Below are 19,433 nucleotides of genomic sequence, written 5' to 3' on the forward strand. Positions count from 1 at the left end.
TGCTTCTTTAATCATCTGCCTGGAGTTGCTCATGAGTACTGCATTGCCTTCGCTGGGATTCGCCGGAATCGGCCTGATGGGCCTGCCGATGTGCCGGCGCCTGCTGGCCGCGGGCTACCCGCTGACGGTCTGGAACCGTAGCCCGCAGAAGTGCGCCGAACTGGTTGCCGCCGGCGCGCGCCTGGCCGCCAGCCCCGCCGAGCTGTGCCGTGACACGGACATGGTGCTGCTGTGCCTGGCCGATACGGCGGTGGTGCGCGAGGTGGTGTTCGGCGAGCAGGGCGTGGCCCAGGGCGGGCGCAGTGGCCAGTTGCTGGTGGACTTCTCCAGCCTGGAGCCGACCGCCACCCGCGAGATGGCCGCCGAGCTGGCGGCACTGTGCGGCATGGCCTGGCTGGATGCGCCGGTATCGGGTGGCACCCCCGGCGCCGAGGCCGGCACCCTGGCGATCATGGTCGGCGGCGAGGCCGAGGACCTGGCGCGGGCGCGCCCGGTGCTGCTGACCCTGGGCCAGCGGGTGACCCACATGGGGGGCATCGGTGCGGGCCAAGTGACCAAGGCCTGCAACCAGATGATCGTGGCCTGCAATGCCCTGGTGATCGCCGAGGTGGTGGCCCTGGCCGAGCAGTCCGGGGTCGATGCGCGGCTGATCGCCGAGGCCCTGGCAGGCGGTTTCGCCGACTCCAAGCCGTTGCAGATCCTCGCGCCACAGATGGCCGAGAGCCGTTTCGAGCCGATCAAGTGGCACGTGCGCACATTGCTCAAGGACCTGGATACTGCAGTGAAGTTCTCGCGCGAGCAGGGCTCGGCAACGCCGCTCAGTGGCCTCGCCGCGCAATTGATGCGCTTGCACGGTAGCCAGGGCTATCTGCAAAAAGATCCAGCGACCCTGGTAGAACTGTATCGCAACAAGGGCTGAAGTCGCTGTCCTGGCGGTCGAGCCGTTCGAGGATCGGGCGTAGCTCGGCCAGTGGCACCGGGCGGCTGAGCAGGTAGCCCTGGAGGAAGTCGCAGCCGTGGGCGGCGAGGAACTCGTGCTGCTCCACGGTCTCGACGCCTTCGCAGACCACCTGCAGGTGCAGGGTATGGGCCATGATGATGATCGCCTGGACGATCTCGCGGTCCTTCTGGCTACCCGGCACGTCCTGGATGAACGAGCGATCGATCTTCAGCACGTCCAGGGGCAGGCGCTTGAGGTAGGCCAGCGATGAATAGCCGGTACCGAAGTCGTCGATCGACAGGGCCACGCCCTGGGCGCGGATACGCTTGAGCAGGCTGACGGTGCGCTGGATATCGCCCATCAGGGCATTCTCGGTGACTTCCAGTTCCAGTTGGCGAGGTGTCAGGCCGGCCTGGAACAGCGCCATCTCCACCTCGCTGGCCAACTCCTCGCGCCCCAGGGTCACTGCCGAGCAATTGACCGTGACCTTGAGCGCGCCATAGCCGTGGCGGTTGAGCCGGGCCAGGTCTTCGCAGGCGCGGCGCAGCACCCATAGATCAAGGTCGACGATCAGGCCGTTGGTCTCGGCGATACCGATGAAACGGTCGGGGGCGAGCAGCCCATGTTGCGGATGCTGCCAGCGCACCAGGGCTTCGAGCTTGGCCACCTGGCCGTTGTGCAGGTCGAAGATCGGCTGGTAGTGCACGCACAGGCCGCATTCTTCGAGCAGGGCCAGGCGCAGCTCTTCCTCCAGTTGCAGCTCCAGGGTGGCGCGGGTCTTCAGGCCGTTGTCGAAGAAGTTCAGGCTGTTGCGCCCGCAGCCCTTGGACTGGTACAGCGCCAGGTCGGCGTTCTTGAGCAGTTCTTCGGCGGTGCGGCCGTCATCGGGGAAGATGCTGATGCCGATGCTGGTGGTCATGACCATGCGCCGCCCGCCCAGGTCGATTGGCTCTTTCATCCGTTGCATGATGCGCTGGGCCAGGTGGCGTGCTTCGTCGCGGCTGTTGAGGCTGGTGACGATGCAGAATTCGTCGCCACCGAAACGCGCCACCAGGTCCTGGTTGCGGGTGGCGGCCTTGATGTGGTCGGCGATCACCTTGAGCAACTCGTCGCCGGCGGCATGGCCGAGGCTGTCGTTGATCCGCTTGAAGTGATCGATGTCGAGGAACATGACGGCCAGCATGCCGTCGTTGGCACTGTGTTCCACCAGACGTTCGGCGAATACCTGGTTGAAGCCTCGGCGGTTGACCAGGTTGGTCAGGGCATCGTAGTGGGCGGCCTGCTGCAGCGAGACTCGGGCCTGGTCGAGCTGGCTGAGCAGCACGTTGACCCGGCGCAGGTCGCGTTCCTTGCTTTGCAGCTTCTTGTCCGACAGCGCCGCGCTGATGCTGCCGCCACAGATCAGCAAGGTGATCGAGGCGAGGGTCAGCCCCAGTTGCAGGCTGTTGTCCACCGAGGGCAGGCGCAGGGCGGTGTCGGCCGGGATCACCAGGGTCATCGCGGCCATGCCGGTGAAATGGGTGGCCACGATGCCGGCGGCCATCAGCAGGCTGGCGCCGTACTTCAGCACCAGGTGCAGGGTGCCGGCGCCATTGCTGAAGTAGCGGGCCATCAACAGGGCCAGCAGGCTGGTGGCGATGGCGATGCCCAGGGACGCCACTACCAGGCCGGCCTGGTAATACTGCTGGGCACTGGCCTGCAGCGCGGCCATGCCGACATAGTGCATCAGGGTGATGCCCAGCCCGATGAACAGTGCGGCCTGCAGGTAGTGGCGCGGGCGCATCGCGCTGCGGTCGAGGGTGTTCATCGCCAGCCAGGCGGCGAGCAGAGCGATCAGCAGCGACAGCCCGGTCAAGGGCACGTCGTAGTGGATCTCCAGGGGCGCCTGGAACGCCAGCATGCTGATGAAGTGCATGGCCCAGATACCGCCGGCCAGGCAGCAGGCGCCGAGCATGCGCCATTGCCGGCGCGCGGCGTCGTCTTCGCTGTGGCATTGGCGTTCGGCCATGTCGAGGGTGGCGAAGCATGCCGCGCAGGCCACCGCATAGGCGAGCACGACCATGAAAGGTTCATGACGGCAGTCGAGAACGATCTGTCCGCTGGTCGGCAGCTCGGCGAACAATTGCAGTCCCAGCCATTCCATTGCTTGCCTCTTCGTCGAGTTCTCGCGCGTCTCCAGGAAGTCCTCACGGAGACCGTTGAGCAGCAGTATAGGAACGGGTGATTAAGCCTTCCTGATTGATGGCACTTTGATTTCAATCATTTGGATATTGGCTTGATAGCGGGGAGATCTAAGGGCGGTGGGAAATTCCATGAGGCCGCTTCGTGCCCATCGCCAGCTTGCCAGCGATGGGCACGAAGCGGCCCCAGCATGTTGCATGTACTAAGGCATCAGCCCGCGACCAGCACGCGGATCGCCTCCAGGCGCAGGGCGGCCTTCTCCAGCATGGCCAGGCCATCCTCGCGCTGCTTGCGCAAGGCGTCGATCTCGCTGTCGCGCACGCTTGGGTTGACCGCCTTGAGCGCCGTCAGGCGGGCCAGCTCTTCGTCGGCCTCGGCGGCGAGGCGTCGCTGGGCTTCGGCCACCCGCTCCTCGTGCGTGGGCATGACCTTGGCTTCGCCACCGGCAATGCGCTTGGCCAGTACGTCACGCTGGGCTTGGACGAACTTGTTGGCGCTGGCCTTGGGCACGCTCTCCAACTGGTCGTTGAGGGTCTCGAAGGCCACGCGAGGCGCCAGGTCGTTGCCGTTGGCGTCGAGCAGGCAGCGCAAGGCCGCCGATGGCAGGTAGCGGCCCAGTTGCAGGTGGCGCGGGGCAACCACTTCGCTGACGTAGAGCAGCTCGAGCAGCACGGTGCCGGGCTTGAGCGCCTTGTTCTTGATCAGCGCCACGGCGGTGTTGCCCATGGAGCCGGACAGCACCAGGTCCATGCCGCCCTGGACCATCGGGTGTTCCCAGGTCAGGAACTGCATGTCCTCGCGGGACAGGGCCTGGCCACGGTCGTAGGTGATGGTCACGCCTTCCTCGTCGCCCAGCGGGAAGCTGGCGTCGAGCATCTTCTCGCTCGGCTTGAGGATCAGGGCGTTTTCCGAATGGTCCTCGCTGTCGATGCCGAAGGCGTCGAACAGGGTTTCCATATAGATCGGCAGGGCGAACTGGTCATCCTGCTCGAGGATCGCCTCGACCAGGGCCTGGCCTTCGCCGGCACCGCCCGAGTTGAGCTCCAGCAGGCGGTCGCGGCCGCTGTGCAGCTCGGCTTCCAGGCGCTCGCGCTCGGCGCGCGCCTCGGCCACCAGCTTGTCCCAGGCGCTGCCGTCGCCGGCTTCGAGCATCGGCAGCAGGCGCGGGCCGAAACGGTGCTGCAGGGCATTGCCGGTCGGGCAGGTGGCGAGGAAGGCGTTCAGGCCCAGATGGTACCACTGGAACAGGCGCTCCTGGGGGCTGTCCTGCAGGTAGGGCACGTGCAGTTCGATGGTGTGTTTCTGGCCGATCCGGTCGAGGCGGCCGATCCGCTGTTCGAGCAGGTCCGGGTGGGCCGGCAGGTCGAACATCACCAGGTGATGGGCGAACTGGAAGTTGCGCCCCTCGCTGCCGATTTCCGAACAGATCAGTACTTGGGCGCCGAACTCCTCGTCGGCGAAGTAGGCCGCGGCACGGTCGCGCTCGAGGATGCTCATGCCTTCATGGAACACCGTGGCCGGGATGCCGGAGCGCACGCGCAGGGCGTCCTCCAGGTCCATGGCGGTCTCGGCGTGGGCGCAGATCACCAGGACCTTGGTGCGCTTGAGCATCTTCAGGGTATCGATCAGCCAGTCGACCCGTGGGTCGAAGCGCCACCAGCGCTCGTCGTCGTTGGTTTCGCCCTGGGCCTGGAAGGCCACCTCCGGGTACAGCTCGGCGTGCTCGCCGTTGGGCAGGTCGCGGTACTGCTCCGGGTTGGCCAGCGGGTAGGGGTGTAACTGGCGTTCCGGGAAGCCCTGGATCGCCGCGCGGGTGTTGCGAAACAGCACCCGCCCGGTGCCGTGGCGGTCGAGCAGTTCGCGGATCAGGCGTGCGTTGGCCTGGCTGTCGCCAGCGCTGACCGCGGCCAGCAGGGTTTCGCCTTCGGCACCGAGGAAGCCTTCGATGGTGGCGTGGGCCTTGGGCGACAGGCGGCCCTCATCGAGCAGTTCCTGTACCGCTTCGGCCACCGGGCGATAGTGCTCGCTCTCGGCGCGGAACGCAGCCAGGTCGTGGAATCGGTTGGGGTCGAGCAGGCGCAGGCGGGCGAAGTGGCTGTCCTGGCCCAGTTGCTCGGGGGTGGCGGTCAGCAGCAGCACGCCAGGGATGACCTGGGCCAGTTGCTCGACCAGGGTGTACTCGGGGCTGGCCTGCTCCTCGTGCCAGACCAGGTGGTGGGCCTCGTCGACCACCAGCAGGTCCCAGCCCGCGGCGAACAGGGCATCCTGGGCCTTTTCGTCGTCGACCAGCCACTCCAGGGCCACCAGCGCCAACTGGGCATCTTCGAACGGGTTGCTGGCGTCGCTCTCGATGAAGCGCTCGGCATCGAACAGTGCCACCTGCAGGTTGAAGCGCCGGCGCATTTCCACCAGCCATTGATGCTGGAGGTTCTCCGGGACCAGGATGAGCACGCGGCTGGCGCGTCCGCAGAGCAACTGGCGATGGATCACCAGGCCTGCCTCGATGGTCTTGCCCAGGCCCACTTCGTCGGCCAGCAGCACACGCGGGGCGATACGGTCGGCCACCTCGCGGGCGATGTGCAACTGGTGGGCGATGGGCTGGGCGCGGCAACCGCCCAGGCCCCACAGCGACGACAGCATCTGCTTGCTGGTGTGCTGCAGGGTGTTGTAGCGCAGGGAAAACCACGGCAGCGGGTCGATCTGGCCGGCGAACAGACGGTCGCTGGCCAGGCGGAACTGGATGAAGTTGGACAGCTGGGTTTCCGGCAGGACACGCGGCTGGTTCTGGTTGTCGAGGCCGTGGTAGACCAGCAGGCCATCGGCGTCCTCGACCTCGCGCACGGTCAGTTTCCAGCCGTCGAAGTGGGTGATCTGGTCACCGGGCGAAAAGCGTACGCGGGTCAGCGGCGCATTGCGCAGGGAATATTGGCGGGTGTCGCCAGTGGCCGGGTAGAGCACGGTCAGCAGGCGGCCATCCTGCGCCAGGATGGTCCCCAGGCCGAGCTCGGCTTCGCTGTCGCTGATCCAGCGTTGCCCCGGTTGATACTGCTGCGCCATACTGCCTGAACTCCCGCGATGAAAAAGCCGGCTATGTTAACGGATAGGCCCGGTAGACCAAAGAGTCTAGCTGCTTCATCGACGAATACCGTCTTGCCGAGGAGGGTTGCGCGCCGACATGCCTGCCAAGCACCGCTGGTTGAATGCCTCCCTGGCCATGGGCGGCCTGCTGTCGCTGGCCGCCTGCGAGCAGCAGGGTTTCCAGACCCTGCCGCCGATTCCGGTCGAGCAACTGGAAGTGCTGGGCGTGCGCACGCCGATCAAGAGCGTGCACTTTCGCGACCGCGATGGCGAGGGTCTGCTGGTGCTCAGCCGCAGCGATGGCCAGGCCACCGACGCGCAGGCCGAGCAGGAGGTCGACCAGGTGGTGCTCAAGGCCACCTTGTATGGCCGCGCCGATGGCGATCTGTTCACGCCGCGTTGGCAGAGCGAGCAGGAAACCACCTGCCCGGGCCTGGACCTGGATGTGGACTTCTATACCGATGTCAGTGACGTCAGCGACCTCGACAAGGACGGTGTCGCCGAGGTGACCGTGGCCAGCCATGCCTTCTGCGGCGGTGGCATCGATCCCCACGACATCGCCATCGAGATGCGCCAGGGCCAGGCGGTCTATACCATCACCGGGCAGTCGCTGGTCACTCCGTCGGGCGAGGAGCCCATCGGCGGCGAGCGCCACGACAGCGCTTCGTTGAAGAATGCCTCGCCCGTGTTGCGCGAGCACATGGATGCGGTCTGGCTGCAGGTCTACAAGCGGCCGTGGAGCGAAGGCGGGCCGCCGACCGACGACGAACTGGACGATGCTGCCGGCTGAGATCGTTCTGGCGGCCTCGGCGCTGTTGTGACGCCCCGCACAATCCTGTGCGTGAAGGTTCAAGGTGGCTGATGGCCGGCCGATACAAGGGTCACAGGAGACAATTGCATGCTGCCGCCGATCATTCCAATCAGCGCCGCCCCGGTGACCTCGCAACAGGACCCGGTCAAGCCGACCCCGGACATTGCGCCGGTGGTCCCGGCGCAGCCTGCCTCCAGCGATGGCACCATCGACCTGCGGCACCAGCGCGATCCCCAGGAGCAAGCCTTGCTGCTGCGCGAAGAGCAACGCCGTCAGCAGCAGCGCCGCCGGCATGCGCAGGACGAGCGCTACGACGCCGTGCCTGGCGATGAACTCAATGCCGACAACACCGTGCCGGTGGCGCCGCTGGGCGATCGCCCGCGCCAGGGCCTGCTGGTCGACATCGAAGTCTGACTGGCCAGGGACGCCGCCTGCGGTCATCATGCAAGTCTCTGCTGTCAGTCGAGCCTGCCCATGAGCCAAGACAACCTGATCGACTTCGGCGCCGAGCGCGCCAAACGCATCCATGACCTCAACGAGAAGCGCCTGAACGAAGTGCGCCAGGCGTTCGAGCAGGCCATGCCGTTGGGCAAGGCGAAGAAGAAAAAGCCCAAGGGCAAGCCGAAGAAGCGCTGAAACTTGACGCAGGTCAAACCTGCGCCCGCCTCGCGTGCCTGGCCCCGGGCACCATTGACTCCGGTCAATTTTCCCTCCCCCTGCATTCGTTACCTTGCACCCATCGGACAACGGCAGGCGCAAACGGGAGGCCGACATGTTCTTCGACAATGTGGTTATCGCTGGTGTGGTAACGGTCGGGTTGATGTTCGCGTTCTTTGCCGGTCTGGGCATTTTCATCTGGAAGGACTCGAACAAGCGCAAGCCGCGCTGATCCTCCTGGATTCACGAGCACGCAAGGCATTTGGGGCGACTTCGGTCGCCCATTTTTTTGCCTGGAATTTCTTGTCGACCCATTGGGCTGCTCCGAGGGTAGTTCAGCTACCTTTTGGGGGGGCTTTGTGGCCCCGCTAGAGACAGGTGCAACCTCTTCGACTAAAAAGATGATTAGCTAGCTAATTACACCCTTTCCGCTTTATCCTCCCCGCCGTTGTCTATCTTTCTATTCACCATCCCCTCGCAAGGTCCGATTCGTGCCCATCACCCTCAAGGCCCTGTTCGCCCCCAGCGACCTCGCCATCAAGTTCGCCATCAAGACCTTGCTCGGTGGCGGCCTGGCGTTGTGGCTGGCCATGCGTTGGGGCCTGGAGCAGCCTTCGTGGGCCTTGATGACGGCATTCATCGTCGCCCAGCCGCTGTCCGGGATGGTGGTGCAGAAGGGCCTGGCGCGCCTGGCCGGCACCCTGGTGGGGACCTTCATGTCGGTGCTGTTCATTGGCCTGTTCGCCCAGGCGCCCTGGCTCTTCCTGCTCACCCTGGCCCTATGGCTGGCGCTGTGCACCGCCGCTTCCACCCAACTGCGCAGCGCCTGGGCCTATGCCTTCGTGCTGGCCGGCTACACCGTGGCGATCATCGCCTTGCCGGCGATCGACCATCCTTTGCAAGTATTCGACCAGGCGGTGGCGCGCTGCACCGAGATCTGCCTGGGCATCGTCTGCGCCACCGCCACCAGCGCCTTGCTCTGGCCCATGCGGGTGGAGCAACAGCTCGGCGGTCAGGCGCGCCAGGCCTGGCAGAACGGCCTGCAAGCCTCCAGCGCCATGCTCGGTGGCGAGGACGAGGCGCGCAAGGGGCTGCTGGAGATCCTCGGACGGATCGTCGCCATCGATGCCCAGCGCGAGCATGCCTGGTTCGAAGGCAATCGCGGCCGGCAACGGGCCAGAGCCATCCGTGGGCTCAGCCAGAAGCTGATGGTGCTGCTGCGCATTTCGCGCTCGGTGCGTCGGCAGTGGCGTCAGCTCGACGAAGACCAGGCACAGCGGATGGCTCCCTGGCTGGATGAAGCCCGCGAGCAATTGGCCAAGCCCGATCGACCGAGCCTGTTGCTGCTGCGCCAGCGTGTCTGGGACGCGGCCCACGACGAACGGATCAGCTCCGCCGAACACTATTGCCTGGCGCGCCTGACCTTGCTCTTGGACTTTGCCATGGCCGCCACCCAGGCGTTGCAGGACGTGGAGGCGGGCAGGGCGCCGACGGATGTGGCCCAGGGGCTTGCCGCCCACCGCGACGTGCCGCTGGCATTACTGTTCGGCACACGCAGCGCCGTGGCGTTCCTGGTGATGGCCTGTTTCTGGCTGGCCACCGCCTGGCCTTCGGCACCGGGTGGGTTGGTGCTGACCTGCGTGGTCTGCAGCCTGTTCGCCAGCCGCGAGAACGGCGCGCAGATCGGCTTGAGCTTCCTGCGCGGGATCCTCCTGGCGGTACCCGTGGCCTTCTTCGTCGGGCAGATCCTCCTGCCGCAATGGAGCAGCTTCGCCATGCTCTGCCTGGGCATGGGGGTTCCGCTGTTCTTCGGTGCCCTGGGCATGGCCCATCCGCGCATCGGCGCGACCGCCACGTCCTATTGCTTGCATTTCATCGTCCTGGTGGCGCCGCTCAATGCCATGCACTTCGACGTGGCGACCATGCTCAACAGTGCCCAGGCCATGCTGATCGGGGTGGGCGCCGCTGTCTTGGCGTTCCGCCTGCTGGTGCTGCGCCACCCGGCCTGGCTTGGCAGGCGCCTGCGGGCGGCGACCCAGGGCGACCTGGTGCGCCTGACCCGGCGTGACCTGCGTGGCGCCGACAGCTGGTTCGGCGGGCGCATGGCCGACCGCCTGATGCAGCTGGCGCGGCATGCCAGCGAGTTGCCGGAAGCCGAGCGCAAGCGCTGGGACGATGGCCTGCACGGCCTGGACATCGGCGATGAGCTGGTGCACCTGCGCATGTGCCTGGCCGTGGCCCAGGCGCCACTGGGCGATGCCGAGCGCCAGTACCTGCAGCAATTGGCGGCGGTGCTGGCCAGCGGGCCGGCGCCAGGGCGCGGCGAGCGCCTGGACGCGGCCAGTGAACAGTTCATCGAGGCCTTGCGCCGACTGCCCCCGAGCGACCCGTTGCGCCTGGCCGAAGGGGCGGTACTGCAGTTGCGCAGGAGCTGGGGCAAATGGTGCCGCTGGCAGGAGGACGTCCATGGGGTTGCGTGAATGGGCGCTGGGTGGCGTGCTGCTCAGCCCGTTCCTGGTCTATGTGTTGATGGCGCTGGTCTTGACCGGCCTGTTGCGCCTGGTGGTGCAGGCCACGCCGTTGGGGCGCTGGATCTGGCACGAAGCGTTGTTCGATGCGGCGTTGTTCGTTTGTGTCCTGTCCCTGGTGGTGCATCTGCTGGGGCCTTTGTAAGGAGTCGATCCATGCGTACAGCGGTACGTATCTTGGTTACCTTGTGTGTGGTGGTGGTCGCGGTGTTCGCCGGCTATCGCCTGTGGCAGTACTACATGCTCACCCCCTGGACCCGCGATGCGCGGGTGCGCGCCGATGTGGTGGTGATCGCACCGGACGTTTCCGGCTGGGTGCGCCGGCTCGCGGTGCACGACAACCAGCAGGTCAAGGCGGGCGAGGTGCTCATGAGCATCGACCGCGAGCGCTTCCAGGCCGCGTTCGACCAGGCCAGCGCGGTGGCCGAGACCCGCGCCCAGCAGTTGCGCCTGCGTGAGCGCGAGGCGGCGCGGCGTACCGCGTTGGGGCCGGGGGCGATCAGCGCCGAACTGCGGGAGAACGCCCAGATCAACGCCGCGATCGCCCGGGGCGAGCTGCACGAGGCCGAGGCGCAGTTGCAGGTGGCCAAGATCAACCTGGCCCGCAGCGAAGTACGCGCGCCGCGTAGCGGGCACATCACCAACCTGCGCCTGGCCGAGGGTAACTATGTCACCACCGGGCAGCCGGTGATGGCGCTGGTGGACGACTCGACCTTCTATATCCAGGCCTACTTCGAGGAGACCAAGCTGCCGCGCATTCGCGAGGGTGACCCGGTCAAGGTCTGGCTGATGGGCGCGGGCGAATCGATCCAGGGGCATGTGGAAAGCATCAGCCGCGGCATCACCGACCGTAACAGCAACCCCGACAGCCAGTTGTTGCCCGAGGTCGAGCCGACCTTCAACTGGGTACGCCTGGCGCAGCGCATACCGGTGCGGATACGCCTGGACCGGATACCCGAGGGCGTGAGCCTCAGTGCCGGGATGACGGCGAGCGTGCAGGTGCAAGAGGACCAGGCCGAGCGTTGAGCCTCATGGATACGGCAGGCGACGGCGCCAATATTGCCGACGATGGGGCGCGAAGCGATCCTAAATGCAACTGAAGCCCGGCTGTTCAGGGCTGCTGCGCCGTAGCCGCCAGCACGATCTCTCGAATGCATACCTGCTGTGGCTGCTGGTAAGCCCAGACGATGGCCCCGGCCACATCCTCTGCCGCCAGCACCACGCCTCCCATGTCATTGGCCTTCCAGGCCTCGTAGTCGCGCTTGATGCCCTCGTCGGTGGTATGCCCGAGCAACTCGGTCTCCACCGCACCCGGCGCAATGGTCACCACCCGCACGTTATGCGGTGCCAGCTCCTCGCGCAGGTTCTCCGACAACCCATGCACGGCGAACTTGCTGCCCACGTAGGCCACGTGGTTGGGGAAGGTCTTGCGCCCAGCCACGGAGCTGACATTGATCAGCGTGCCGCGGCGCCGCTCGACCATGCCGCCGAGCAGGGCATGCACGCCGTTGAGCAGCCCTTTGACGTTGATGTCGAACATGCGCTCCCACTGCTGCGGATCCTGTTCGTGCATCTGCCCCAGCAGCATCACCCCGGCATTGTTCACCAGCGCATCGGCCGGCCCATACAGCGCTTCGGCTTCCTGCACGGCGGCGGCCAGTGTCGCACGGTCGCGGATGTCCACGGCGCGGCACAGGCAATCGGGCAGGCCCAGCGCTTCGAGACGCTCCAGCCGTCGAGCGACCAGCAGCAGCGGGTGGCCGGCGGCGGAGAACAGGCGAGCGGTAGCGGCGCCGATACCGGAGCTGGCGCCCGTGACGATGATCAGCGGTTTGTTCATGACTGCCTCCCAGGCATAATCGTTTTCGATGGCCGGGATTCTAGATAACCCTTTCGGCCCTGAAAAACGGCTTATTTCTCTGGCTGGCATCGGTTCTGTCTATGGATATCCGTCACCTCAAAGCGTTCATCGCTGTGTTCGAAGAACGCAACATCACCGTTGCCGCGCAGCGCTTGTGCGTGGCCCAGCCGACCTTGTCGGTGACCATTCGCCAGTTGGAGGACGACCTGGGCGTCGAACTGTTCCTGCGTCAGGCCCGTGGGGTCGAGGTCAGCGAACAGGCGCGCCAGCTGTATCCGCAGGCGTGCCGCATGGTCGCTGAAGCCGAGGCGCTGCGCCTGCGTTTCCGCCAGGGGCAGGAGCGGGTGTCGTTGGCATTGGGCATCGAGGCGGATATCGCGCCGGCACAGGTCGAAGCCTGCGTGCGCCTGGCCAGCCAGGCCGTCGGTGGCTTGCAGTTGACCTTGCTGGAGGGCTGCGATGGTGATGCGCGGCTGGCCGACGAGGCGCTGCGTTGCGAGGATGAGCTGTTCCTGCCGCTGTGGGAGGAAGCTTTCGTCCTGACGATGGCTACCGGCAGCCAGCCCGACGGGCGCTGGATCACCTGCCCGCACCACCCCTCGCACCAACGGCTGATGAGCCTGTATGGCGAGGGCGAGCAGGTGGGCCAGGCCGCTTCGTTGCAGCAGGCCCTGGCCATGGTCGCTGCCGGCTTGGGCGCGGCCTGGTTGCCGCAATCGCTGGTCGAACGCCACCCGGGCATCTACTGGCAGCCAAGCCCGGGGCTGGCGCTGCGCCGTCGGGTCGGCCTGTGCCTGACCAGCCAGGCCCTGGTACTGCCGGCGCTGGCCAGCCTGCAGCAGTTCCTGAGTGGCCCGGCCAGCCTTTAAAGGAACATGCCGCCGGAAACCTCCAGGCGCTGGCCGGTGATCCAGCCATTGCCTTCTTCCAGCAACAGGGCTATGGCGGCGCCGATGTCGTCGGGCAGGCCGACACGCCCCAGCGCGGTATTGCTGGCGATGAAAGCATTGACCTGCTGGTTGTCGCGTACGACGCCGCCACCGAAATCGGTCTCGATGGCGCCTGGTGCCAGGATGTTCACGCGAATGCCGTGCGCGCCCAGTTCCTTGGCCTGGTAGCGGGTCAGTACCTCCATCGCCCCCTTCATGGCGGCGTAGGCGGCATAGCCGGGCAGGGCGAAACGGGTCAGGCCGCTGGAGATGTTGACGATGCGGCCACCGTCGGCCAGCAGCGGCAACAGGCGCTGGGTCAGGAAGAACGGCCCTTTGAGCTGGATGTTCAGCAACTGGTCGAACTGGGCCTCGCTGGTTTCGGCGAAGGGCACGTTCACGCCGATGCCGGCATTGTTCACCAGGAAGTCGAAATCGGGGCGGTCGAACCGCTGCTGGAGGGTTTCGCCCAGGCGTTCGGCGAAGGCGATGAAGCTGCCGCTGTCGCTGACATCCAGCTGCAGCATGGCGGCCTTCACCCCGGCCTGTTCCAGGCGCTCGGCTACGGCGCGGGCCTCGTCGGCCTTGTTGTGGTAGGTGCCGATGATGTCGATGCCGCGTGCGGCCAGGTGCTCGGCGGCGTTCCTGCCCAGGCCGCGGCTGGCGCCGGTGATCAGAGCGAGCTTGCGGGTCATGTCGGTTACCTCGTTGATGGTGGTGACGATGGCAACAGGTTATTGATCGAGGCAGGGCTGTTAAATCCTGTGAATCCGGAAATACTGTTCGTATTCACCGGACAATAGGGGCCATGCATGAACAAGCTGGAACTCTTGCGAACCTTCGTCAGGGTCAGTGAACTGGCCAGTTTCACCCAGGCTGGCGAACACCTGGGGTTGCCACGCTCGACGGTGTCGGAGCAGGTCAGGGCGCTGGAGAACCTGTTGGGCACGCGCCTGTTCAACCGCACCACTCGCCGGGTGCAGGCGACCCAGGATGGCGTGTTGTTGTACGAGCGCAGCAAGGACCTGCTCTCGGGCATGGACGAGATCGAGCACCTGTTCCGGGGCGACGATGCCGCGCTGGCCGGATGCCTGCGCATCGACCTGCCGACCATGATGGCCCGTCGGGTCATCGTCCCGGCATTACCGGAGTTCCTCGCGCGCTACCCACACCTGGAGGTGGAGATCAGTTGCACCGACCGCCAGGTCGACCTGTTGCGCGAAGGTTTCGACTGCGTGCTACGCATCGGCGCCCTGAGTGACCTGGATGTGGTGGCGCGGCCTGTGGGCCGCTTGAGCATGCGCAACTGCCTCAGCCCTGCCTACCTGGCCCGCCACGGCGAGCCCCGCAGCCTCGAAGACCTGGCAGGGCACCGGCTGGTCCACTACGTGCGCAACCTGGGCTCACGCAGCCCGGGGTTCGAGTACGAGCACAATGGCGAACTGCGCTTCCAGGCCATGGGCGGCGTGGTCACGGTCAACAACACCGAAGCCTATTCCGCCGCCTGCCTGGCTGGCCTTGGCCTGATCCAGGTGCCGGCGGTCGGGGTGGCCGAACACCTGCGCAGCGGCGCGCTGGTGTCGGTGCTCGAGGCCTGGCAGGCCCAGGCGATGCCGGTTTCCCTGTTGTATGCCCGGCAGCGCCATGTGCCGCGCCGGGTCCAGGTGTTCATGGACTGGCTGGCGGCGCTGCTGGCGTCTCAGGTCGATCCACCGGCAGGCGGAAGCTGAACAGGGTCCCGGCCTGTGCGCTGGAGGCCACGTCCATGTACCCGCCATGGGCCAGGGCGATCTGGTTGGCGATGTACAGGCCCAGGCCCAGGCCTTGTTGGGGGGCGTCGGACAATGGCCGGGAAAAAGGCTGGAACAGCTGGGCCAGTGTCTGCGCGGGGATGGGTTCGCCGAGGTTGTGGACGCTGAGCACGAAGGTGCCATCGCGGATGGCCGCGCTGACCGTGACTGGCCCGTCGGGGGCGCCGTGGGTGAGCGCGTTGGCGATCAGGTTGGAAAGCAACTGGGCCACCCGTTCGCGGTCGCAGCGCAGGCCGCCGATGTCGGCGATGTCCAGCAGGATGCGTCGCTGCGGATGCACCCGTTGCAGCTCCGAGGCGACATGGCCAAGGGCTTCGCGCAGGTCTGGGCAGGGCTGCTGGTTGAGGGGGATGCCGGCACCGAGACGGCCTCGGGCGAAGTCCAGCACATCGCGCACCAACTGTGAGGCACGACGGCCACTGGTGAGGATATGACGGGCGATGGCGCGACTCTTGTCGTCCTGCAGGCGCTGGGCCAGCAGTTCTGCGCCGGCGGTGATGGCGAACAAGGGGTTGCGCAGGTCGTGGCCGAGCACGGCGATGAACTGTTCGCGTACCTCCGCCATGGCGCGTTCCTTCTGCAGGGCGCGCTCGGTGCGCTGGGCGTTTTCCTCGCTTTCGATCTGGATCGACAGCAGGCGGGCGAACGACTCCATCATCGGCTGGATGGCGCTGCCCTTGAGCTGCGCAGGCTCGGGGTCGAGGGCGCAGAGGGTGCCGAAGAAGCGGCCGTCGGCACGTAGCACCGGTACCGAGATATAGCTCTCGAAGCGGTAGATGCGCGGCGTGTGGTGACGGCAGTACTGCTCGTCCTCGCTGGCCTTGTCGATCACGATGGTCTGCTGGCTGCTGCGGATCTCGTGGCACAGGGTGCTGGCCACATCGAGCTCGTCACCGGCCTTGAGGCCGAAGCCCAGGTTGTCGAGCACGGCGCAGGCGGTCCAGCTGTCCTCGGTGACCCGTGCCACGGCAGCAAAGCGCATGCCGGTGGTCTCGCAGATCACCTGGAGGATGGCCGGTACGACATTGATGCGGCCAATGGTGGCGATGTCGGCGCTGACGGCGTTGGTCATGACAATCCAGTGTCAGGGTGGGAAACGGGGGCTGGAGCCTTACAGTCTAGCGGTACAGGCGACGTCGGATGAAAAACCTTGGCGAACGGTCCGGGACTTGCGCTAGGCTGGCACCTGCGCGTTGCCCACCAGAGGCGACCGCTCGTGCCTGGCGTGCGTCACTTCCAAACATCTTGCGAGGTACGTCATGGCCATTACATCACAGGACATCTGCAACGCCGCCGATCGACTCAAGGGTTTCGTCGGCTTCCATGGCAAGCGCGGCACCCACATCGTGCGCTTCTCCGAGGATTCGTTCGGCCTGGACGTCGCCGGCGACAGCATCATCCCCTGCAGCGAATTCGTCTGGCGGCCAGAGGCGGGCCGGCGCATGGTCCTGTGCCGTGAGCGCCTGGCACTGCTGCTGGCGCAGCATGTGGACGATCGCCTGAACATCGGTGAGCCCCTGCGGATCTACCTGCGGCGCACCGACCTGGCGGAAATCGTTGCCGAGCGCAGCATCTCTCCTGCGTAGTTGTCAGGGGCGGCTGTGCAGTCGCCCTGCATCACCCTCGCGCAGCAGCGCCTCGAAGCTCGCCTGGTCCAGCGGCCGGCTCAGGTAGTAGCCCTGGACTTCATGGCAGCCTTTGTCGGCCAGCATCCTGAGCTGCTGCTCGGTTTCCACCCCTTCGGCGGTCACCGTCAGGCCCATGGCTTTGCCCAGGTCGATGATCGCCTGGACCACGGCCTGGTCGTTGCTGTTCGGGTTGGTCAGGCCGGCGATGAAACGCTTGTCGATCTTGATGCTGTCGAACGGATAGCTGCGCAGGCAACCCAGCGAGGAGTAGCCCGTGCCGAAGTCATCCATGTTCAGGTGAACACCCAGCTCCTTCAGGGCGAGCAGGGTGCCGAGGGCACCTTCGATGTCGGCGAGCATGACGTTCTCGGTGATCTCGAGTTCCAGGCGCTGGGCGGGGAAATCGGTCTCCAGGAGAATCTCGCGTACCTCGGCGACCACGTCGCTGCGGGAGCATTGCGCCGGCGACAGGTTCACCGAGACCAGCAACTCTGCTTGCCAGTGGCGGGCGGTGCGGCAGGCCTGGCGCAATACCCAGCGGCCGAGGGCGACGATCAGGTCGCTCTGCTCGGCCAGGGGAATGAAGGTATCGGGGCCGAGCAGGCCCTGCTGGGGATGCTGCCAGCGCAGCAGCGCTTCGACCGAGACGATCCGCAGGTCCTGCAGGCGGTAGCGGGGCTGGTAATGGAGCACGAACGCCTCCTGCTCGAGGGCCTGGCGCAGGTCGTTCTCCAGTTGCCGGCGGTACTGGATCTGCTGGTTCATCTGCGCGCAGAAGTAACGCCAGGTGTTCTTGCCGTCGGCCTTGGCCTGGTACAGGGCGATATCGGCGCAGCGTACCAGCTCGCCGGCATCGCAGACCTGGGGGCCGGTCTGGGCGATGCCGAGGCTGGCGCCGACATGCAGTCGCTGCCCGTTGACGACGATAGGCTGGCGCAACAGGGCGATCAGGTGTGTGCAGAGGCGATCGATCTCGTTGCGGTCGTCCATGGCCTCGACGACCAGGGCGAACTCGTCGCCGCCCAGGCGCGCCACCAGGTCGTCTTCGCGGGTGGCCTCGCGCAGGCGCGACGCCACTTCCTGCAGTACCGCATCGCCGATGGCATGGCCGAGGGCGTCGTTGATCGGCTTGAAATTGTCCAGGTCCAGCAGCAGCAAGGTCAGCGGCGGTGCATCGCTGCCGCGTTGCAGGGCCTGTTCCAGATGGCGCGTGAGCTTGTTGCGGTTGGCCAGGCCGGTCAGCGCATCGTGCAGCGACAGGTGCTGGATGTGCGCGTGGGCGGCGACTTCATGGGTGATGTCGCTGGCGGTTCCGCGAAAGCCGGCGAGCTTGCCGTCGACCAGGATCGGCCGTGCGGACATGCGGCAGTAGCGGTGCTGCCCGTTGGGGTCGTGGTAGGCGCAGCGTAGGTTGGCCATCTGCTGTGGGTCGGCTTCGGCCTGGGCGTCGAGCCAGGAGGCCAGGGGCGTGGTATCGCAGGCCAGCAGTTGGTTCAGCGGTTGCCCCAGCCAGTCTTCGAGCCGATAGCCCGTGACGCTGGCGAAGCGCTGCGACAGGTAGGTCAGGCGCTGGTGGCGATCGGTTTCCCAGATCCAGTCGGAGGTGGCCTCGGCAACGGCACGAAAGCGCTGCTCGCTGGCCTCCAGCGCCTGGTTGCTGTGTCGCAGGCGCTGCAGGCTCTGGTCGATGGCGCGGGAACTGCGCAGGGCATGGCGGAACAGGTAGAGCATCACCAGGCCGAGCACCAGCAGGGCGCCCAGCAGCGGCGGCAGGACCGCCCAGAGCAGTTGCCGGCCTGGCAGCGGGGTGGTCCAGGTCAGGTGGTAGCCGGTGTCGCCCAGGACGATGCGTGGCGTGGCCCGGTGCGTGGTCGTGTTCTTTTCCAGGCGCATGTCGGCCAGCCCCGCGCCTTCGCCCAGGTGGGCCAGCTTGGCCTCGGTCAACTGGTCGACGAACAGCATCACCGGCGCCTTGCCGACATCGATCTTCAGGACCTCCATGTCCGGGCGCACGGCAGCGGCGCTGAGCACCGCGGGCCAGCCATCGAACAGCACGAAGTGAGTGACCTGTTCGCGGTCGACGGCTACCTGGCGGGCCTGGGCGATGATCGGTGCCAGCGGGGCATCGATGAAGGTCTCGGCGGGGAGGTCGGTTGGCTCGCCTCTTAACAGGGCGTAGCGGGTATGCCGGTCGTCGACCACGAAGACACCTTCGAACCCGCTGGCGCTGTACAGCGATTCGCCGACATTCTTCTCGTCATAGGCCCAATGCCAGTCGACCTCGTTGGCCAGGTGCTGGTAGGCGGCATCCCAGACGGCATAGCTGGAGAGAAACTGGCGGGAGGCGAGCAGGCGCTGTTCCAGCGCCTGGGTGGCGTGAAAGGTGCTGCGTTGGCGTTCCTGTCGGTCGAGGGTAGCGGCGATGTTGAACAGGGCGCCCAAGGTGACCAGCGCGGCAAGGGCGAACAGTAGGGAAAAGCCGCCGATCAGACGGCGGACCTGCAGGCGCGGAGCGGGGAGGTCGACGATCCTGTCCATGCGCGGGCGACTCCTTCGTGAACAGCGCCCCCTTGCCAGGCAAGCACCGGGGAGGGTTCAGTCAGGATAGGCCAGCCTGGGCGGGGAAGCCGCGCCCAGGGCGAAATTCAACTGTTCATATGAATAGAGGGGCGTTTCGTGCGGTTGCCTCGGGCATGCGAAACTTTTTTCGACGGGAGTGTTGACTCTGAATTCAAAGCGCGTATTATTCGCCTCCCGCAGCGATGCACTTGCTGCGAGTCAGGTGGCAGTTGAAGTTGAACGCTTTCGATAAGAAAGCAGCTTCGAAAAAAACTTCAAAACAAACGCTTGACAGACTCTGAGGAAAGCGTAGAATACGCGGCCTCGGTTGAGACGAAACGCTCTTGACCAAACGCTCTTTAACAATCGAATCAAGCAATTCGTGTGGGTGCTTGTGAGTACGGACTGATAGTCGCCAAGATTATCAGCATCACAAGTGGCCATATGAGA

At 66.0% G+C, this 19,433-nt stretch carries 17 protein-coding genes; 11 read left to right on the forward strand and 6 right to left on the reverse strand.

All coding sequences use genetic code 11. The features are described from left to right. The first annotated feature begins 31 nt into the window (after positions 1-31). Positions 32-919: an NAD(P)-dependent oxidoreductase gene (locus tag ABFA30_RS09105; RefSeq protein WP_225788169.1), complete on the forward strand. Its 888-nt coding sequence runs from the start codon at positions 32-34 to the stop codon at positions 917-919. Here ABFA30_RS09105 and ABFA30_RS09110 read toward each other — a convergent pair. Together ABFA30_RS09110 and rapA are read right to left on the reverse strand one after the other, a co-directional pair. Then, entirely contained in the window at positions 819-3,083 is a 2,265-nt protein-coding gene (locus tag ABFA30_RS09110) for a putative bifunctional diguanylate cyclase/phosphodiesterase (RefSeq protein WP_225788170.1), read from the reverse strand. The two genes, ABFA30_RS09105 and ABFA30_RS09110, sit on opposite strands and share 101 nt — an antisense overlap. Positions 3,084-3,331: 248 nt before the next feature. Then, positions 3,332-6,178, reverse strand: coding sequence for an RNA polymerase-associated protein RapA (rapA, locus tag ABFA30_RS09115; protein WP_368816454.1), 2,847 nt, complete (start codon positions 6,176-6,178; stop codon positions 3,332-3,334). Between the two features lie 118 nt (positions 6,179-6,296). On the opposite strand from rapA, the gene ABFA30_RS09120 reads away from it, so the two are divergent. From ABFA30_RS09120 to ABFA30_RS09150, 7 genes are all read left to right on the forward strand, one after another. Then, the gene (locus tag ABFA30_RS09120; RefSeq protein WP_253081645.1) at positions 6,297-6,989 is read left to right on the forward strand and encodes a M949_RS01915 family surface polysaccharide biosynthesis protein; all 693 of its coding nucleotides are present in this window, start codon (positions 6,297-6,299) and stop codon (positions 6,987-6,989) included. A 108-nt stretch (positions 6,990-7,097) separates the two neighbouring features. Next, positions 7,098-7,424: an aspartate-semialdehyde dehydrogenase gene (locus ABFA30_RS09125; protein WP_253081646.1), complete on the forward strand. Its 327-nt coding sequence runs from the start codon at positions 7,098-7,100 to the stop codon at positions 7,422-7,424. Positions 7,425-7,484: 60 nt separating this feature from the next. Then, positions 7,485-7,646 (forward strand): hypothetical protein, encoded by a 162-nt coding sequence (locus tag ABFA30_RS09130; protein ID WP_225788174.1) that lies wholly within the window; start codon positions 7,485-7,487, stop codon positions 7,644-7,646. Between the two features lie 136 nt (positions 7,647-7,782). Beyond that, positions 7,783-7,899 carry a cytochrome c oxidase subunit CcoM gene (ccoM, locus tag ABFA30_RS09135; RefSeq protein ID WP_008097462.1) on the forward strand — a complete coding sequence of 39 codons (117 nt, stop codon included), beginning with the start codon at positions 7,783-7,785 and terminating at the stop codon, positions 7,897-7,899. A gap of 259 nt (positions 7,900-8,158) precedes the next feature. Continuing rightward, the gene (locus tag ABFA30_RS09140) at positions 8,159-10,147 is read left to right on the forward strand and encodes an FUSC family protein (protein ID WP_253081647.1); all 1,989 of its coding nucleotides are present in this window, start codon (positions 8,159-8,161) and stop codon (positions 10,145-10,147) included. After that, the gene (locus tag ABFA30_RS09145) at positions 10,134-10,340 is read left to right on the forward strand and encodes a DUF1656 domain-containing protein (protein WP_225788176.1); all 207 of its coding nucleotides are present in this window, start codon (positions 10,134-10,136) and stop codon (positions 10,338-10,340) included. Before ABFA30_RS09140 ends, ABFA30_RS09145 begins: the two co-directional genes overlap by 14 nt. An 11-nt stretch (positions 10,341-10,351) precedes the next feature. After that, positions 10,352-11,221, forward strand: a complete 870-nt coding sequence (locus ABFA30_RS09150) for an HlyD family secretion protein (protein WP_253081648.1) — start codon at positions 10,352-10,354, stop codon at positions 11,219-11,221. Between the two features lie 85 nt (positions 11,222-11,306). On the opposite strand, the gene ABFA30_RS09155 is transcribed toward ABFA30_RS09150, so the two are convergent. After that, positions 11,307-12,035: an SDR family oxidoreductase gene (locus tag ABFA30_RS09155; protein WP_225788178.1), complete on the reverse strand. Its 729-nt coding sequence runs from the start codon at positions 12,033-12,035 to the stop codon at positions 11,307-11,309. Positions 12,036-12,136: 101 nt separating this feature from the next. Here ABFA30_RS09155 and ABFA30_RS09160 point away from each other — a divergent pair, with 101 nt between their 5' ends. Next, positions 12,137-12,925, forward strand: coding sequence for a LysR family transcriptional regulator (locus ABFA30_RS09160; protein WP_225788179.1), 789 nt, complete (start codon positions 12,137-12,139; stop codon positions 12,923-12,925). Here the strand turns inward: ABFA30_RS09160 and ABFA30_RS09165 are convergent. Then, on the reverse strand, positions 12,922-13,680 hold the full coding sequence (locus ABFA30_RS09165) for an SDR family NAD(P)-dependent oxidoreductase (protein WP_410045357.1): 759 nt from the start codon (positions 13,678-13,680) through the stop codon (positions 12,922-12,924). The two genes, ABFA30_RS09160 and ABFA30_RS09165, sit on opposite strands and share 4 nt — an antisense overlap. Before the next feature lie 117 nt (positions 13,681-13,797). Between ABFA30_RS09165 and ABFA30_RS09170 the strand changes: the two genes are divergently transcribed. Beyond that, positions 13,798-14,715, forward strand: coding sequence for a LysR family transcriptional regulator (locus tag ABFA30_RS09170; RefSeq protein ID WP_225788181.1), 918 nt, complete (start codon positions 13,798-13,800; stop codon positions 14,713-14,715). Here ABFA30_RS09170 and ABFA30_RS09175 read toward each other — a convergent pair. Beyond that, on the reverse strand, positions 14,654-15,868 hold the full coding sequence (locus tag ABFA30_RS09175) for a GAF domain-containing sensor histidine kinase (RefSeq protein ID WP_225788182.1): 1,215 nt from the start codon (positions 15,866-15,868) through the stop codon (positions 14,654-14,656). The genes ABFA30_RS09170 and ABFA30_RS09175 overlap by 62 nt on opposite strands. A gap of 187 nt (positions 15,869-16,055) precedes the next feature. On the opposite strand from ABFA30_RS09175, the gene ABFA30_RS09180 reads away from it, so the two are divergent. After that, positions 16,056-16,382: a DUF2025 family protein gene (locus ABFA30_RS09180; RefSeq protein WP_225788183.1), complete on the forward strand. Its 327-nt coding sequence runs from the start codon at positions 16,056-16,058 to the stop codon at positions 16,380-16,382. 3 nt (positions 16,383-16,385) lie between these two features. On the opposite strand, the gene ABFA30_RS09185 is transcribed toward ABFA30_RS09180, so the two are convergent. Further along, positions 16,386-18,962 carry an EAL domain-containing protein gene (locus ABFA30_RS09185; protein ID WP_253091442.1) on the reverse strand — a complete coding sequence of 859 codons (2,577 nt, stop codon included), beginning with the start codon at positions 18,960-18,962 and terminating at the stop codon, positions 16,386-16,388. Positions 18,963-19,433 lie beyond the last annotated feature (471 nt).

The organism is Pseudomonas sp. HLMP, from assembly GCF_046365545.1.
GTDB lineage: Bacteria > Pseudomonadota > Gammaproteobacteria > Pseudomonadales > Pseudomonadaceae > Aquipseudomonas > Aquipseudomonas guariconensis_B.

What these genes read in the sequence shown, in the direction of transcription:
- ABFA30_RS09105 (WP_225788169.1), top strand. Translation starts at nt 32, where the DNA reads ATGAGTACTGCATTGCCTTCGCTGGGATTCGCCGGAATCGGCCTGATG.
- ABFA30_RS09110 (WP_225788170.1), bottom strand. Translation starts at nt 3,083, where the DNA reads ATGGAATGGCTGGGACTGCAATTGTTCGCCGAGCTGCCGACCAGCGGA.
- rapA (WP_368816454.1), bottom strand. Translation starts at nt 6,178, where the DNA reads ATGGCGCAGCAGTATCAACCGGGGCAACGCTGGATCAGCGACAGCGAA.
- ABFA30_RS09120 (WP_253081645.1), top strand. Translation starts at nt 6,297, where the DNA reads ATGCCTGCCAAGCACCGCTGGTTGAATGCCTCCCTGGCCATGGGCGGC.
- ABFA30_RS09125 (WP_253081646.1), top strand. Translation starts at nt 7,098, where the DNA reads ATGCTGCCGCCGATCATTCCAATCAGCGCCGCCCCGGTGACCTCGCAA.
- ABFA30_RS09130 (WP_225788174.1), top strand. Translation starts at nt 7,485, where the DNA reads ATGAGCCAAGACAACCTGATCGACTTCGGCGCCGAGCGCGCCAAACGC.
- ccoM (WP_008097462.1), top strand. Translation starts at nt 7,783, where the DNA reads ATGTTCTTCGACAATGTGGTTATCGCTGGTGTGGTAACGGTCGGGTTG.
- ABFA30_RS09145 (WP_225788176.1), top strand. Translation starts at nt 10,134, where the DNA reads ATGGGGTTGCGTGAATGGGCGCTGGGTGGCGTGCTGCTCAGCCCGTTC.
- ABFA30_RS09150 (WP_253081648.1), top strand. Translation starts at nt 10,352, where the DNA reads ATGCGTACAGCGGTACGTATCTTGGTTACCTTGTGTGTGGTGGTGGTC.
- ABFA30_RS09155 (WP_225788178.1), bottom strand. Translation starts at nt 12,035, where the DNA reads ATGAACAAACCGCTGATCATCGTCACGGGCGCCAGCTCCGGTATCGGC.
- ABFA30_RS09160 (WP_225788179.1), top strand. Translation starts at nt 12,137, where the DNA reads ATGGATATCCGTCACCTCAAAGCGTTCATCGCTGTGTTCGAAGAACGC.
- ABFA30_RS09165 (WP_410045357.1), bottom strand. Translation starts at nt 13,680, where the DNA reads ATGACCCGCAAGCTCGCTCTGATCACCGGCGCCAGCCGCGGCCTGGGC.
- ABFA30_RS09170 (WP_225788181.1), top strand. Translation starts at nt 13,798, where the DNA reads ATGAACAAGCTGGAACTCTTGCGAACCTTCGTCAGGGTCAGTGAACTG.
- ABFA30_RS09175 (WP_225788182.1), bottom strand. Translation starts at nt 15,868, where the DNA reads ATGACCAACGCCGTCAGCGCCGACATCGCCACCATTGGCCGCATCAAT.
- ABFA30_RS09180 (WP_225788183.1), top strand. Translation starts at nt 16,056, where the DNA reads ATGGCCATTACATCACAGGACATCTGCAACGCCGCCGATCGACTCAAG.
- ABFA30_RS09185 (WP_253091442.1), bottom strand. Translation starts at nt 18,962, where the DNA reads ATGGACAGGATCGTCGACCTCCCCGCTCCGCGCCTGCAGGTCCGCCGT.